The sequence below is a fragment of the Ruminococcus sp. YE282 genome, from assembly GCA_900101355.1.
GTDB classification, from domain to species: domain Bacteria; phylum Bacillota; class Clostridia; order Oscillospirales; family Acutalibacteraceae; genus Ruminococcoides; species Ruminococcoides bromii_A.
In genome coordinates this window covers 25,035-39,176 of record FMUV01000010.1, presented here as the reverse complement: position 1 = coordinate 39,176, position 14,142 = coordinate 25,035, and the positions used below count along the sequence as shown (strand labels likewise).

At 47.0% G+C, this 14,142-nt stretch carries 16 protein-coding genes; 5 read left to right on the top strand and 11 right to left on the bottom strand.

The features are described 5' to 3' along the window. Positions 1-43: 43 nt before the first annotated feature. From BLP46_RS05035 to BLP46_RS12805, 11 genes are all read right to left on the bottom strand, one after another. Positions 44-1,075 carry a helix-turn-helix domain-containing protein gene (locus BLP46_RS05035; RefSeq protein WP_167669183.1) on the bottom strand — a complete coding sequence of 344 codons (1,032 nt, stop codon included), beginning with the start codon at positions 1,073-1,075 and terminating at the stop codon, positions 44-46. Continuing rightward, complete coding sequence (locus BLP46_RS05030) at positions 1,065-2,555, bottom strand: ABC transporter ATP-binding protein (protein ID WP_092976585.1); 1,491 nt, start codon at positions 2,553-2,555, stop codon at positions 1,065-1,067. Before BLP46_RS05030 ends, BLP46_RS05035 begins: the two co-directional genes overlap by 11 nt. Beyond that, positions 2,552-3,298, bottom strand: coding sequence for an energy-coupling factor transporter transmembrane component T (locus BLP46_RS05025; RefSeq protein ID WP_092976582.1), 747 nt, complete (start codon positions 3,296-3,298; stop codon positions 2,552-2,554). Before BLP46_RS05025 ends, BLP46_RS05030 begins: the two co-directional genes overlap by 4 nt. Continuing rightward, positions 3,298-3,891: an MptD family putative ECF transporter S component gene (locus BLP46_RS05020; protein ID WP_092976579.1), complete on the bottom strand. Its 594-nt coding sequence runs from the start codon at positions 3,889-3,891 to the stop codon at positions 3,298-3,300. The genes BLP46_RS05025 and BLP46_RS05020 overlap by 1 nt, the downstream gene beginning before the upstream one ends. Before the next feature lie 155 nt (positions 3,892-4,046). Continuing rightward, the gene (locus tag BLP46_RS05015; protein WP_167669182.1) at positions 4,047-4,982 is read right to left on the bottom strand and encodes an alpha/beta hydrolase; all 936 of its coding nucleotides are present in this window, start codon (positions 4,980-4,982) and stop codon (positions 4,047-4,049) included. A gap of 254 nt (positions 4,983-5,236) precedes the next feature. After that, entirely contained in the window at positions 5,237-5,458 is a 222-nt protein-coding gene (locus BLP46_RS05010) for a hypothetical protein (protein WP_092976573.1), read from the bottom strand. A gap of 46 nt (positions 5,459-5,504) precedes the next feature. Next, positions 5,505-5,996, bottom strand: coding sequence for a hypothetical protein (locus BLP46_RS05005; RefSeq protein WP_143000450.1), 492 nt, complete (start codon positions 5,994-5,996; stop codon positions 5,505-5,507). A gap of 116 nt (positions 5,997-6,112) precedes the next feature. Further along, the gene (locus tag BLP46_RS05000) at positions 6,113-6,619 is read right to left on the bottom strand and encodes a methyltransferase family protein (RefSeq protein WP_092976567.1); all 507 of its coding nucleotides are present in this window, start codon (positions 6,617-6,619) and stop codon (positions 6,113-6,115) included. Position 6,620: 1 nt separating this feature from the next. Next, positions 6,621-7,244: a class I SAM-dependent methyltransferase gene (locus tag BLP46_RS04995; RefSeq protein WP_092976564.1), complete on the bottom strand. Its 624-nt coding sequence runs from the start codon at positions 7,242-7,244 to the stop codon at positions 6,621-6,623. A gap of 75 nt (positions 7,245-7,319) precedes the next feature. Then, positions 7,320-7,544 carry a helix-turn-helix domain-containing protein gene (locus BLP46_RS04990; RefSeq protein WP_092976561.1) on the bottom strand — a complete coding sequence of 75 codons (225 nt, stop codon included), beginning with the start codon at positions 7,542-7,544 and terminating at the stop codon, positions 7,320-7,322. A 246-nt stretch (positions 7,545-7,790) separates the two neighbouring features. Further along, entirely contained in the window at positions 7,791-8,027 is a 237-nt protein-coding gene (locus BLP46_RS12805; protein WP_143000449.1) for a hypothetical protein, read from the bottom strand. A gap of 155 nt (positions 8,028-8,182) precedes the next feature. Here BLP46_RS12805 and BLP46_RS04985 point away from each other — a divergent pair, with 155 nt between their 5' ends. From BLP46_RS04985 to BLP46_RS04965, 5 genes are all read left to right on the top strand, one after another. Further along, positions 8,183-8,674: a methyltransferase family protein gene (locus BLP46_RS04985; protein ID WP_092976558.1), complete on the top strand. Its 492-nt coding sequence runs from the start codon at positions 8,183-8,185 to the stop codon at positions 8,672-8,674. A 12-nt stretch (positions 8,675-8,686) separates the two neighbouring features. Then, positions 8,687-9,568, top strand: coding sequence for an MBL fold metallo-hydrolase (locus tag BLP46_RS04980; RefSeq protein ID WP_092976555.1), 882 nt, complete (start codon positions 8,687-8,689; stop codon positions 9,566-9,568). A gap of 14 nt (positions 9,569-9,582) precedes the next feature. Next, the gene (locus BLP46_RS04975) at positions 9,583-10,416 is read left to right on the top strand and encodes a class I SAM-dependent methyltransferase (RefSeq protein ID WP_092976552.1); all 834 of its coding nucleotides are present in this window, start codon (positions 9,583-9,585) and stop codon (positions 10,414-10,416) included. Between the two features lie 190 nt (positions 10,417-10,606). Next, positions 10,607-12,373, top strand: coding sequence for an ABC transporter ATP-binding protein (locus BLP46_RS04970; protein WP_092976669.1), 1,767 nt, complete (start codon positions 10,607-10,609; stop codon positions 12,371-12,373). Beyond that, positions 12,373-14,136, top strand: a complete 1,764-nt coding sequence (locus tag BLP46_RS04965; RefSeq protein ID WP_092976549.1) for an ABC transporter ATP-binding protein — start codon at positions 12,373-12,375, stop codon at positions 14,134-14,136. Before BLP46_RS04970 ends, BLP46_RS04965 begins: the two co-directional genes overlap by 1 nt. Positions 14,137-14,142: the final 6 nt, after the last annotated feature.

Here is a 14,142-nt window from a genome sequence, read left to right as displayed (position 1 = left end):
CTCAACACCGATTTTACATCGCGTGATGGGGAGTATTCTCTCCTTACAGTTCGCCAAGTCTGCTTCTTCTACGATACTCCAGGGGTGTGACACCAAAGCACTCCTTAAATGCCGCTCCAAATTTGGCTTGCGTTGCGAACCCCACAGCCTGTCCTATATCAGCCACTTTATCTTCCGTTTCTTCAAGAAGTCTTGCTGCGTTTTCCATACGGATCATCTGCTGATATTCTGCGTAGCCGCACCCATAAACACTGCGAAAATAATTTTTAAGACTGGTTTCGCTGATGCCAAAGTTTTTTGCAAGTTCTCTCGCCGTATATCGCACAGAGAGATCGGACACGATCATATCCCTTGTACTTTTTGCAATCTCTACCTGTGAGACCGTGCAGTAAGTTCTTCGTATGCTTGCCTTGGAGAAATCCATCTGTGAAAGCAAAGAGAATGCCTCCAGACATATCAGAAGAACCAGTTCTGGATTATCATATTCGTCAATATATATCCTGAGCCTTTCATACATCCCATTGACGGGTTCAGCCGCATTTCGTATCCATGGACGCTCTAACTCCGAGCAAAGATCATAGATCCCTTCCGGTGAAGAAAAACATTCGCCGAACACGCTGTATTCCCGGGGAAGAAAGTCCAAATAGACAGCAATCTCAAATCCTCTGTACTCACCAGTAGGATAGTAAAACGTACTCAGGGTCTGCCCTGCATCTACGGCAATTTCCCCTGCTGTGAGGTAAGTACATTCACCGCTGCGAAGCCGGAGCTCACACCTGCCTGCGATGCAGTAATTGATCTTCAGTACCCTATACACATTTTTGCTTTTCTCGGGATCAGCAATGTTTTCTGCTATTTCCCGCGTCCTTATGTCTATCAGATTAAGCAGGATTGGCCCACCAGGGAATATCATGGTGAGCCTCCCGTTCGCTTCTTCCCGCTCCGCCGGCAATGGAATATCAATTCGTTTTCTGTCCCAGTGTAACCCTGCGCCGGATATTTTCCGATATTCCTTAAGAATATTTTCCTTTATGCTGGTTTCAAAGCATTCGTCGTTGCGATTATCATGTCTCATACGCATATCCATCCGATATATGAATCAATCGGTCACAGCACGCAACTGCCAACTCCGGATCGTGAGTTGAAACAAATACTGTTTTCCCTTTTCCGGCAAGCTCCTTAAGCAGTGCGGCAACTTCCCTCATGTGCCTGTAATCAAGCCCGGACGTGGGCTCATCAAACAGAAGAATTTCTGCCTCCGCTGCCAAAGCAGAGGCAATAGCCACACGCTGTTTCTGACCGCCGGACAAAGCCATCGGGTGCTTGTCCTTGTATTCGTAAAGATCCAGGCTCTTAAGAATCTTTTCCGCCTCATGCTCATCCTCTTTTTTCATCGACAAGAGCACTTCGGCCATAACGCTGTCTGTAAACAGCTGATGGTTGACATCCTGCATGACCATGTAGCATATTTTTGTGAGTCCCTTGCCTTTATATTCTTTTTTGGAAATGTACACCTTGCCGATGCAGGTTTTCTCCAGGCCGCACAAACACCGCAGAAAGGTAGATTTGCCTGAGCCGTTTTTCCCTATAACACCGATGATTTCGCCTTTTTTGACATCAAGGCTTTGAATCCTGAGATGACAGATATCTTCGTTTTTCGGTGTAAGCTTCTTTCTGAAGAACAGGTATTTTTCGGGAGTATACGTAAAATAAAAGTTCCTGATTTGGATATCTGAAGAATTTGAATGCTCCTGGTTTTCAGCTATGGGAGGTTTCTTCCCGCCGTTGTCATTAAATTCCCTGATATATTTTTCTTCCAGCGTCATCGGACGCAGCTCAAAAGAGGCAAGCTCCGTTTCTGTCAGCTTCAGGAAAGAATCCCTGTCCCATTCCTTTGCAATCCGCCCGCCTTCCATATAAACCGCACGATCAATCAAGTCTGCCAGATACCAAAGTCTGTGTTCTGATATGATCACTGTCTTCCCCTGTGATTTCCAAAGTCTGATCACATTTGCCAGATCTTTTATGGAATCCCAGTCAAGGTTAGAAGACGGTTCATCCAGCAGAATGATATCCGGCAGTAATGCCGCCACAGAACCACATGCGATTTTCTGCTTTTCGCCGCCGGAAAGGTCAAAAAGACTTCGCTGCATGAGCTTCAGTAGATTAAGCTCATGCAGAACCATATCTTTCCTGTTTAATATCTCATCCTTTGACAGTCCTATATTCTCCGGGCCAAAGACGACCTCTCCGTCTGTGTCCACGGAAAAGAACTGGCTCCGTGGATTTTGAAATACGCTCCCGACAACCTGGGCGAGGTCATAAAGCTGCTGCTCGTTTATCTTTCTTCCGTTAACCATGACCTTTCCAGAGAGCTCTCCTTTATAAAAATGCGGTATCAATCCGTTTATAAGCCTTGTGATCGTAGTTTTTCCGCAACCTGACGCACCGCAGAGCAAAAGACATTCTCCATCTGGGATACAAAGATTTATATCCTTAACACCGGCCTGCTCCAGACCGGCGTAATGAAAATTTACATTTGTTATCTCAATCATAGAATTTTAACCCCGCTTCGCAATGAGTAAAACAAATAGAGTCCCGTCAGGATTGTCATGACAGTCAGAATAGCAAAATCCGTCATATGAAACCCTATCTCACACACATTAGTTCTCTTTACCGGTGCGCCAAGACCTCTCGTGACTGCGGCAGCAGAAAGTTCATCTCCTATGTTTATTGAGGAGAACAGAAGCGGAATGAGCCGATAGGTAACCATTTTTGTTGCCTTCCCACCTCCAAATTGGATACCTCTCATACGCATTGCGTCTCTTATATATCTGTATTCCTCAGCAAGCGTAGGGAAAAATCTCATCATGACGGCAATAGATATAGATAACCCCTGTGGGGCATGCATCCTGTTCATAGCTGCCATAAACTCACTGATCTTTGTAGTTGATATGCAATACCATACAGTAATCATTGTCGGGGCGAACTGTGTAACCATATAACAAAGGAAAAGGATAAGCATCCCCGGAACGCCGCCGAAATGCTGCTGTGCATAAGTCTGAAGCCAGGTCGCGAGAATGAATAAAACCGTAAACCGCACACCAATGTATATTTTCCCCTCCAGACACACGAGAGCAACAGGTATAAACGTCATGATGACCCGGACGATATAGGCCTGGCCATTCACAACGTCAATCATCACAACGACAGAGAAGAGAACAAGAATCAGAAGCTTACTTCTGGGATCCAAGTGCAGACATCCGGAAATTTCTTTTTTCTCTTTTGCCTCTCTCATCAGATAATCCCTGCTTTTTCAAAATTCTTCTTTGCCACCGCTTTACCGATAAGGGCACCGATAATGCCGCAGACAAAGCAAATAACAATAATGATCGGATAAGTTTTCGGTGTTACAAGCGTAAATAATGTGCTGACGAACGATTCATCATAACCGCCTTCAAGAAGACTTGCCTTGTAGGAATCAGCTGTAATAACAAGTGGGAGGTAGCTTGCGGTAACCCACAGCGAGAATACAGCATAACTGAGAATTGTTTTCTTCTTACTCTTATAATTGCCTGACTTTGCAATAAGGTCAGCAATGAGTCCCGCAGCAATGCAGATTGGTGCGCCTGTCAATCCCATGCCAAAAATGAACAGCAGGATAGCTACTATAATAGAAGTGATGGTAAGCATACCAAATTTTTCAATCCTTGCATAATAGAGCATCATCGGAATACCTGTAACGATCGGAATCAGCACGGCATATCCGGCAACGATAAGAGGCGAAAGGAAACCAAGATACATAATGACCATCTGGACAACCCAGAGTATAGCGGTAAAAATACCGATGGTGATAAAATCCCTTGCCTGCAGTTTTTTCTTTTCATTCATAACGAATGACCTCCTAACATATAATCGTTGCATTTTTTGTTTTAAACGCAACTATTATATGTTAGCAGCGTCTAACCGAAAAATATACACCTTGGCGTTATTTTTATTCCAAATAGCAACGAATTTCCTCAAAAAAATAAATTGCTTGATTTTTATTATAATCTGTCGGCTATGAATTCTTTCAGCGTCTGATACGAATGCTGGCTCTCCGGCATATAGTTCGTATATAGCACATAGGAGTGGAACACTTTCGGCTGCGTTTCCAATTTGACATCTACACCCGATTTCTTCGCTTTTTCATAAACCGTGAGGGTATCGTCAAGGAGCATTTCATCCTCGCCCGCAAAAAGGAGCATTGGCGGAAAGTCACTGTAATCGGCAAAGGCGGGTGAAATATAGGGATCTGTCCTGTTGTTATCGCCGATATAATCATAAAGATAGCTGCTTAACAGCTTCTGTTTTGTTTGCCCGTCAAACATGCCATTCTTATCGCCAATTTCAACATCTCGCTTATAATTTTTGACATAGCTCTCCCCAGAGGCGGTCATATCCGTCCACGGTGACAGCAGGAAAATACTGTTCGGCAGTGCGCTGCCTGTATCTTTTAATTTCAGCATAAGCGCCAGCGCCAGATTACCACCGGAGGAGTCTCCGCCGATGATGATATGTTCCGGGTTGATATTCTGTTTTACCGTAAGCTCACTCCACAAGTCGAGCGCTTCGTTGAGCTGCGTGGGATAGCAATTGTCGGGCATCAGGGTGTAATCGAGCAATATGATTTCAACACCCTCAGCCAAATCACAGAACGGTGCGCAAAAATCACGATAGTTATACGTCAGGCCGCTAATATAGCAGCCACCATGAATGTAATAAATGACCTTTCCCGATGATACGGCGTTTTCCTTTTTCATACGCTGATATTTAGTACCGCTTTCGGTTGTCAGACATTCAAGCATATACCCCTTCTTCGGTTTGGTATGACAATACTTTGCGGACATCGCTTTCATTTTCTCCTGCATTTCGGGATGTGCAATTGGGTTGATATTCTGTGAACGCATCATCCTTCTGAATAATCCTGCTCTGATTGACATAAAAATCACCTTCCTAATAATTGTCAGATAACTGGTAAGATGTGAATGGATATTAGGCATCCTGTATTCGGAGCGCATCGGCAAATGGTCGTATTCAAATAATGTATCGGTCAAGTGAAACGCTCCTTTCCAATTTTCTTCTATATACGCTCCCCGCCGCCGGTGATGGCTGGGTGGGTGCCGTGTGTGCATTCTTACAACTGAATTCTATTTCACACACTTGAAAATTCCTTCTGCCAAGCATGTTTCCACTCTCACATTGGTGTACATATCATGCGGTCTGTGTTATAGAACCTGCACGCTCCTGCCATATGGAAATACTCGCTGGATTTTGCCGCGATTTCTTCATACGGCATTTCATTCTTAAGCGAGATTGCCTTTTCATCACGAAAATATTCCGGAAAATGCTCCGAGACATAGATCCTTGCCGTAAGCGGAATATACAGGGTGTCCGCTACACCTTCCAATTTACTCATAAGTAAAACCTCCAGATTAAAGTTTATTCATAATAGGCTATATACATCAAAACGAAACGTCAATGATTTTCACCATACCGAGCTTCATGCCGAGAGACAGAACGAATTTCCACTTGAACGGTATTTCACTGCTTTTTTTGACATAGTTCGGGAACGGTCTCTCAATTACTTTTTTGAAGCAATCACCCCAGGATGCAAACATAGCTCTTGAGTCCTCGGTAGGGAAGTATATCTTTGTGCCGTTGCCGGTCTTTTGTACGATCTTGTTGGACTTATCCACACCTTTTTGATTCTCGCCGTCAAAGCAGATCCCGCCGCCGAGGTTTATGATTGTCGCTTTCGGATGCGTTTTCAGATAGTCCTTTGCCGCCTCCTGCAGCAAACGGGCGCGAAGTCCCCATACGATCATGTTCAGCTCCGAGCTTTGCACCTTGCCAAAGTCGTAATCGACCTTTTCTGCCGTCCTTTTCGCCGCCTTGTTCGGGAAGGTCTTCGGAGAATGCTCCTCGCAGTAAACTCTGCCGTAAAGGGGCATCATCAACGTTTCCTGAACCGTGCCGGATTCCACTTTATATTTTTCCATTGTTTCTTACTCTCCTTGTAAATAAAAGTCAAAAGCCTTCTGAGAGAATTCGTTCGGATAGATCAAAATTCTCATGATGATTTTCTGTGCTTCCACGGGATACAGCGGTTCACTCGCTTCAGATACTGCCCGTATTCATCGCCATACAGATTAAGCAGCCATTTTTCCTCTGTTCTTTTCAAAACAAAGGTCATAATACCCCAGTTGATCAGCGGCGGAATCAGCAGAAAAGCATTATGCCACATCAAACTGATTCCGAGGATAAGAATCCACCAACCGCTGTACATCGGATTTCTGACCCAGGCGTAAATGCCGTCTGTTTTCAGCTTGTTTTCCGATATATTCTTATCCATGCCGGAGCCGAGCGAACCAATTCCCCAAATCACCAGCCCCAAAGCAATCAGCAAGCCGGCGATGATACGGAAAATCAAAATCCATGGACTGCCGAGTATTCCGATTTTCAGTATGTAGTGGAATATCACGATAGCTGCTATCGTTACGCCCGCCATACCGTAAACGATGTACGGACCGACGCCGTACAAAGGCAGTTTCTGACCTTCCTTAACAAAATTCTTCATACTACTTCCTCGCAAGCACCGTTATCCACGGCTTTGTCTTATGATGAACTTTTTTTACCTTTGTAAATCCGGCTTTCTTCAGTGCAGCCTCTATATCCTCTGGTGTGTAGCATTTCATGCCGTCTATGATTTTCTCGAATTTAAGACTCATCTCATCCTTTCCGTCCGATTCATTCACGATCATAAAAAAGCCACCCGGCTTTAAGACCTTGTAAACTTCAGCAAAGCACTTTTCAAGCCCCGGCCAGAAATAAATCGTTTCAAACGCCGTGGCTAAATCAAATCTCTCATCGGGCAGATCAAGATTTGATACATCCCCCTGCCTTACTTTGCATCTTCCGCTTTCGATCCCGGATCGGTTATACCCTGTTGCCTTGGCAACCGACACCTCCGAATAATCTATGGCGGTTATCTTTGCGAAAGGATACTTCTTCATAAGCACTCCGGTGTTCCTTCCTCCGCCGCAGCCGATCTCCAACATTTCTTCCGGCTTTATCTCCGGCAGATGAGACATCCCCCAGTCAGCCATTTTTGCATGACCGCCGTTCATGCCGTTCACCATCATTTTGCCGAGGAATCCCTCCGGCTTTCTTGTCTGATTCACATACTTCTTGAAAAGTCCCATTCTGATTATTCTCCTTTATGTATTTCTACCGGTTAGACACTGCTAACTATTGTTCAAAAAAAATATAGGTAGAGCTTATGTTGCTTTTACGTCCTTTGTTTCATCCACATACTCCATGATATCGCCGAAGTCACAGCCAAGGACACGACAGATTCTTCCTAAGAATGCAAGATTCACCGCTTCATCACGCCGCAGCTTTGTCATGGTATTCGGAGCAATCTCTGCCAACTTTCTAAGGTTTGAGACGCTCATCTTTTCATCAATTAGCAACTTCCATAACCTGTTGTAAGATACTCCCATTTTTCTCCCCTCCTCTTTTATTGGTTAGTTTTAATCAAATATTATAGCACATCTTATCACGAAAATCAAGAGGCGTTCGCAAGTTTATGCGAATATATGTGCAAGTTTATGCGAATATATGAGTACTTTTAGTTTTTAAAGAGTATGATTTTGTGAATTATGCATAAATGCAGAATAGATAATAAAGTTTTGCACCCCCTGCCTGTGAAATGCACCCCTTAAAATGGATTTGCACCCCCTTGGTTTTCAGGTTGCAAGGCTATCGCTGAATTGTATCAAACTCTGCACTTTGATTTCCTCCTTTAGGAAATCTTCATACGGCATATCATTGTAAACAAAGGTATCGAGGATAAACCATCTTCCATCCGATGCGCATAATCTCATATCTATCCGTGTTTCTCTTAGTTCAGAATATCTCTTTGCTTCATACGCTCCGCCGTAGTTGCGTATCGTGTAAACAATAACAATCTGTTTATCATCCAACGGTTGCGGGCTTTTATAGCGGCTTTATAGTGAATCATCAGAAAAAAGGCTTGACAGTTATCCTTGACTGTCAGAATCATCAAGAGGATATTGCGTTATTGAAAGACTTGTGATATAATATAGTTAGCAGCAGCTAACTGCAAGAGGCGATATACATGAAAAACAATAAAGATCACCTTCCGATCTACGGACCGGGTCCGGTATTCGGAAGCGTTGTGATCGCGCTGACGGTCGCGGCGATGCTTTGCAGAAACCTGCCTGTGTTTAAATGCGGAAATATAGCGGCTTTGAGGATCCCGCTGATCGTGATCGGAATCATACTGATCCTCTTTGCCGTTTTCCTGTGGGTATATGCGGTCATCATCACAAAGATCGACGACGGGATACTTCATAATCATCTGATGACAACCGGCGCTTATGCGCTGGTACGCAATCCGATCTACTCAGCGATTCTGATCCTTTGCACAGGGGTGCTGATGATCGGAGGGAATGTGCTGTTCCTGATCCTGCCGTTCCTCTACCGGGCGTTTCTGACTGTTCTGTTGAAGAATACGGAAGAAAAGTGGCTCAGCGAGCTTTACGGCGAAGAGTACAAGGAGTATTGCAAAAAGGTGAACCGCTGTATCCCGTGGTTCCCGAAAAAGTAAAGGAGAATATGAATGTCTAAGAAAGCGTCTAATTTTCAGAAAAAAGTGATGAGCTTCGGTTACAGGGGCAAAGAGATATTCAAGCCGCTGAATACAGGTTGGATCGATGAACACGTCGCCTGTGTGCGCGAGTGGATCGTCAACATCTTTTTCTATACCAAAAACGGCACGACGATCATGATCGACGCGGGCTACAACTATGACAGACTGCAAGAGAAGATGAACTGGCTGGATATCGACCCGTCAACCATCAGGCATATTCTGATTACCCATCAGGACACCGATCATGTCGGAGCGGTGGAAACAGACAGCGACGGTCTTTTTCAAAGCGCCACCCTCTATCTCAGCGAGATCGAAAACAAATACCTGACCGGAGAAGTCCGCAGAAAAGTCATCTTCGGACTCTATAAGCTGCCGATGGTCAAGTCGGAGAATAAACGCTTTTTATTGCAGGACGGTCAGATGCTGGATATCAACGGCATCAAGGTAGAATGTATCCTTTGCCCCGGTCATACATGGGGACACATGGTGTATCTGATCGACGACGAGTATCTGTTTACGGGCGATACCATCTGGTTCGGCGCGGACGGCGGCTACAGCTTCATCAACTCTCTCGCTGAGGACAACGAGCTTGCCAAGCGCTCGCTCGCGGAATTGGAGCAAAAGCTGAAAGACAGAGGACTGACCCCGAAGGTCATCACCGGACACACCGGCTGGACGGACGACTTTGAATTTGTATTCCGTCACAAGGACAAGATCTGCAATTCTCTCAAGAAGCAGAAGCCGCACGATCCCTCAGCTCCCTATGACGGATACAAAGAGGACGATGACACCGAAGTAAACGCCCGATCGGGCTATCTGCCGAAGGTAGTGCCCGTGAGTGCAGAAGAGTGAGATAAGGAGATAGGATGAAATACCATATTGAGAAAAACACCGTGCAGGAAACGCTCGTGATACCTCTTTACGGCAGAAAGATATGCTCCGAGCATTACCCCGAGTTGCTGCAGGATAAGAACGCGGAGCGCATCTGCGATCGGCTGGACTATGATTTTGATTCACAGAAAAAGAAAATGGAATCTGTCGCAGGTCAGTTCGGCGCACTGGAGGTCGCTCAGCGCCATTATGATTTGATTTGCGAGGTACGGGATTATCTGAAAACGCATCCTAAAGCGGCTGTCGTGAACCTCGGCTGCGGACTGGACGACACGTTCAGCAAGGTCGATAACGGAGAGTGCAAGGGCTACAATATCGATATGCACGATGTGATCAAGATCAGAAACGGACTGCTACCCGCCGGTGAACGCGAGAAAAATATCGCCTGCGATCTTAATGACTACAGCTGGTTTGATCTTATCGACGCTTCCGACGGCGCTGTATTCTTTGCGGCGGGTGTATTCTATTACTTCAAGACCGAGGACGTAAAAAAATTGTTCTGTACGATAGCGAACCGCTTCGGGGGAGCTGTTCTCGCGTTTGACGCCTGCAACAAGCGAGGCGCTAAGATGATGATGAAAACATGGTTGAAGGAAGCGGGTATCACAGACGTAGGCGCGTTTTTCTCGATAGAGGATGAAACATCGCTTCAAAATTGGAGTCCCCGGTTCAGCTCTGTCACAGCCAAAAGCTATATGCGCGGTTACAGAGATATCTACAAAGAAGTCAACGGCATCCACAAGCTGATGATCAAGTTCTGCGACAGTCTTGTAAGAATGAAGATCATTCGGATTACTTTTGAAAAATAAAGACGGGTCAAGACAGAAACGATCTGCGAAGTACGTAAAGCCGGATTGTAAAGCACCGCATTACTTGACTTCAGAGAAATGTTGTGATATACTGCATAATAGTTAGCAGCCGCTAACTATTATGCAGTATATGACGAAAGGATGATGTGATTTGCATAAAGAAAAGAAAAAATCCCCACTGTCGTGGTTGATGGAATACACAGGGAATTATCGGGGGTTGCTATACTCCGGACTGTTCCTTTCGGCGATCTCGATGGTGCTCGGAATGGCGCCGTATATCTGTATCTGGCTGGTGATACGCGATCTGGTATCCGTTGCGCCGAACTGGACTCAGGCGACCGAAATCGCTCAATACGGCTGGATGGCATTTGCGTTTGCTGTCGGAGGAATCCTGATCTACTTCTTCGCGCTGATGTGTACGCATTTAGCAGCGTTTCGTACTGCGTCAAATATCCGTAAGCGCGGCATGGCGCACCTGATGAAAACACCGCTCGGCTTTTTTGACAACAACGCTTCGGGATTATTGCGCAATCGCCTGGACGGCGCTGCGTCTGAGACCGAAACGCTTCTCGCTCATAATCTCGCCGATATTGTCGGCACAGTCGCGATGTTCATCGCTATGCTCGTGCTGATGTTTATATTCGACTGGCGCATGGGAGCGGCCTGTCTCTTGGCGGCGGTCATCTCGGTGCTTTCTATGTTTACGATGATGGGCGGCAAAAACGCAAAGCTGATGCAGGAGTATCAGGCGGCGCAGGATAAGATGAGCAAGGCGGGTACCGAATATGTGCGCGGTATCCCGGTCGTTAAGGTGTTCCAGCAGACCGTTTATTCCTTTAAGGCTTTCAAGCAGGCGATTGAGGATTACAGCGAGAAAGCGGAAAAATACACCGACGGCGTGTGTCGTATGCCGCAGTCGGTCAATCTGACCTTTACCGATGGAGCGTTTGTTTTCCTGATTCCCGTAGCGCTGTTTTTAGCGCCGTCCGCACTCAACTCGGGCAATTTCGCGGGTTTTGTGACGAACTTTGCTTTCTATGCCGTGTTCTCGGCGATCATCTCCACCGCGCTTGCGAAGATCATGTTCGCCGCGAGCGGTTCGATGTTAGCACAAACAGCGTTAAAAAGAATTGATACCGTAATGAACGCGCCTGTTCTTGAGATCACGGAGAATCCGAAGACTCCGAACGGAAACAAGGTAGAATTCAACGATGTTTCCTTCACCTATGAGGGTGCTGATCACCCCGCGCTCAGCCATGTATCCTTAGTCGCGGAATCGGGACAGACGGTCGCGCTGGTAGGTCCCTCCGGCGGCGGTAAAACAACTGCCGCAAGCTTGATACCGCGCTTCTGGGATGTGTCCGAGGGAGCGGTCAAGGTAGGCGGGATTGATGTACGTGAGGTCGATCCCCATGTGCTGATGGAGCATATCGCCTTCGTGTTCCAGAACAATCGTCTGTTCAAGACCTCTATCATCGAAAATGTCCGTGCGGCGCGTCCCGGTGCTTCAAGAGAAGAAGTACAAAAGGCACTTGAAGCGGCACAGTGCATGGATATTATCGATAAGCTGCCAAACGGAATGGATACCGCTATCGGCAGTGAAGGAACCTATCTGTCCGGCGGTGAACAGCAGCGTATCGCGCTGGCGCGCGCGATCTTAAAGGACGCGCCGATTGTCGTACTGGATGAGGCGACTGCTTTTGCCGATCCTGAAAATGAGGTGTTGATCCAAAAGGCGTTCGCGACCTTGACCAGGGGCAAGACCGTCATCATGATCGCGCATCGTCTGTCGACTGTTACCCGAGCGGATAAAATCATCGTGCTGGACGGCGGTCAGGTCGCCGAAGAAGGCACACATGAAGAATTGATAGAAAAGAGCGGCTTATATGCGCGTATGTGGAACGAATATAACCAAGCCGCAAAATGGAAGATCCAAAACGAAACGGAGGTGAGATAATGTTCGGCGATAAATTCAAGCGCAAATACGCACTGTCCGATAAAGGTGTTCACAACACCAAGATGGGTATGCTGTGGACGATCGTTGTCAACCTGTTGATGATGGGTGGTATGGGACTGTTGTACTTTATGATGCAGAGCTTTATCTCAACGCTCACTGAGGGAGGACCTCTCCCGAACACATGGCTGTATATCGGGCTGACGGCGCTCTTTGTGATCCTCTCTCTGATCGTGCATTTGTTACAGTATCACGCTACCTACGGTCTTGTTTACGGTGAAGTCAAGAACATGCGAATCGGGTTGGCGGAACAGCTGAGAAAGCTTCCGCTCGGATACTTCGGCAAGCGTGATCTTGCCGATCTGACCGAGACCATCATGGGCGACGTCAACCGTATGGAGCACGTCTGGTCTCATGTTATGGGATATCTTTACGGTTCGTATGTATCGACTGCTGTCATTGCCGTTGTGCTCTTAATCTATGACTGGCGATTGGCACTCGCGGCGCTGTGGGGCGTACCCGTGGCGTTTCTGTTGCTGTTCGGAAGCCGTAAGATGGCAAAGAAAAAATCTGAGATCTCCAAGCAGGCGGCGGTCAAGGTTTCAGACTGCATTCAGGAAACAATCGAAAACATCCGTGAGATCCGTGCCGTCAACGGAGAAAAACAGCACCTTGACGAGTTGGACGGTAAGATCGATCAGCATGAGAAAACCCTCCTGCGCGGAGAATTCGCCACCGGTATTTTTGTCAATGCCGCAAGCGTTATCATGCGCCTCGGAATCGCGACAACTATTCTTGTTGGCGCGGGCTTGATCCTTTCCGGACAGATCGACTTTATGCTGTTCTTTATGTTCCTTCTGGTGATCACCCGCATTTACGCGCCGTTTGACCAGAGCCTTGCGCTGATTGCGGAGGTATTCATGTCTGAGGTATCGGCGAACCGTTTGATGGAGATCTACGATACACCTGTCGCCGAAGGCGCGGATAGCTTTGCCCCTAACGGTTACGATATTGTATTTGAGAACGTTGGTTTTGCATATGATAACGAGCAGGTGCTCAAGGGTGTCAGCTTCACCGCCAAAGAAGGCGAGGTCACTGCCCTTGTCGGACCCTCCGGCTCAGGCAAGAGTACCTGCGCCCGACTTGCGGCAAGACTGTGGGATATCACGAACGGAACGATCCGCGTCGGAGGCGTCGATATCAATACGGTCGATCCCGAAACCCTTCTCAGCGAATATTCGATGGTCTTTCAGGATGTTGTGCTGTTTGACGATACCGTCATGGAGAATATCCGTTTGGGCAGACACGGCGCGACGGATGAAGAGGTAATAGAGGCGGCGAAGGCGGCGAACTGCGACGAGTTCGTGGGAAAACTGCCGAACGGTTATGATACACAGATCGGCGAGAACGGCGCGAAGCTCAGCGGCGGAGAACGCCAGCGTATTTCAATCGCCCGTGCGCTCCTGAAAAACGCCCCGATCGTTCTTCTTGACGAGGCGACTGCTTCTCTTGATGTGGAGAATGAAACAAAGGTGCAGGGTGCGCTGTCCAAACTGTTGCAGAATAAAACCGTTCTTGTTATTGCTCACCGTATGCGCACGGTCGAGGCAGCGGATAAGATCGTTGTATTAAAAGACGGTATGGTGGCGGAGCAGGGAAAGCCGGAGGACTTGATGAATACCGGCGGAGAATTCGCCAAAATGGTGAACCTGCAGAGCGAGAGCGCGAAATGGGCAGTCGCGGGAACCGTGACGAATAAACGATAGGAGCTT

Excerpts from the sequence above, each read along its gene's own strand:
- BLP46_RS05035 (WP_167669183.1), bottom strand. The coding sequence starts at position 1,075 with ATGAGACATGATAATCGCAACGACGAATGCTTTGAAACCAGCATAAAG.
- BLP46_RS05030 (WP_092976585.1), bottom strand. The coding sequence starts at position 2,555 with ATGATTGAGATAACAAATGTAAATTTTCATTACGCCGGTCTGGAGCAG.
- BLP46_RS05025 (WP_092976582.1), bottom strand. The coding sequence starts at position 3,298 with ATGAGAGAGGCAAAAGAGAAAAAAGAAATTTCCGGATGTCTGCACTTG.
- BLP46_RS05020 (WP_092976579.1), bottom strand. The coding sequence starts at position 3,891 with ATGAATGAAAAGAAAAAACTGCAGGCAAGGGATTTTATCACCATCGGT.
- BLP46_RS05015 (WP_167669182.1), bottom strand. The coding sequence starts at position 4,982 with ATGTCAATCAGAGCAGGATTATTCAGAAGGATGATGCGTTCACAGAAT.
- BLP46_RS05010 (WP_092976573.1), bottom strand. The coding sequence starts at position 5,458 with ATGAGTAAATTGGAAGGTGTAGCGGACACCCTGTATATTCCGCTTACG.
- BLP46_RS05005 (WP_143000450.1), bottom strand. The coding sequence starts at position 5,996 with ATGATGCCCCTTTACGGCAGAGTTTACTGCGAGGAGCATTCTCCGAAG.
- BLP46_RS05000 (WP_092976567.1), bottom strand. The coding sequence starts at position 6,619 with ATGAAGAATTTTGTTAAGGAAGGTCAGAAACTGCCTTTGTACGGCGTC.
- BLP46_RS04995 (WP_092976564.1), bottom strand. The coding sequence starts at position 7,244 with ATGGGACTTTTCAAGAAGTATGTGAATCAGACAAGAAAGCCGGAGGGA.
- BLP46_RS04990 (WP_092976561.1), bottom strand. The coding sequence starts at position 7,544 with ATGGGAGTATCTTACAACAGGTTATGGAAGTTGCTAATTGATGAAAAG.
- BLP46_RS04985 (WP_092976558.1), top strand. The coding sequence starts at position 8,183 with ATGAAAAACAATAAAGATCACCTTCCGATCTACGGACCGGGTCCGGTA.
- BLP46_RS04980 (WP_092976555.1), top strand. The coding sequence starts at position 8,687 with ATGTCTAAGAAAGCGTCTAATTTTCAGAAAAAAGTGATGAGCTTCGGT.
- BLP46_RS04975 (WP_092976552.1), top strand. The coding sequence starts at position 9,583 with ATGAAATACCATATTGAGAAAAACACCGTGCAGGAAACGCTCGTGATA.
- BLP46_RS04970 (WP_092976669.1), top strand. The coding sequence starts at position 10,607 with ATGGAATACACAGGGAATTATCGGGGGTTGCTATACTCCGGACTGTTC.
- BLP46_RS04965 (WP_092976549.1), top strand. The coding sequence starts at position 12,373 with ATGTTCGGCGATAAATTCAAGCGCAAATACGCACTGTCCGATAAAGGT.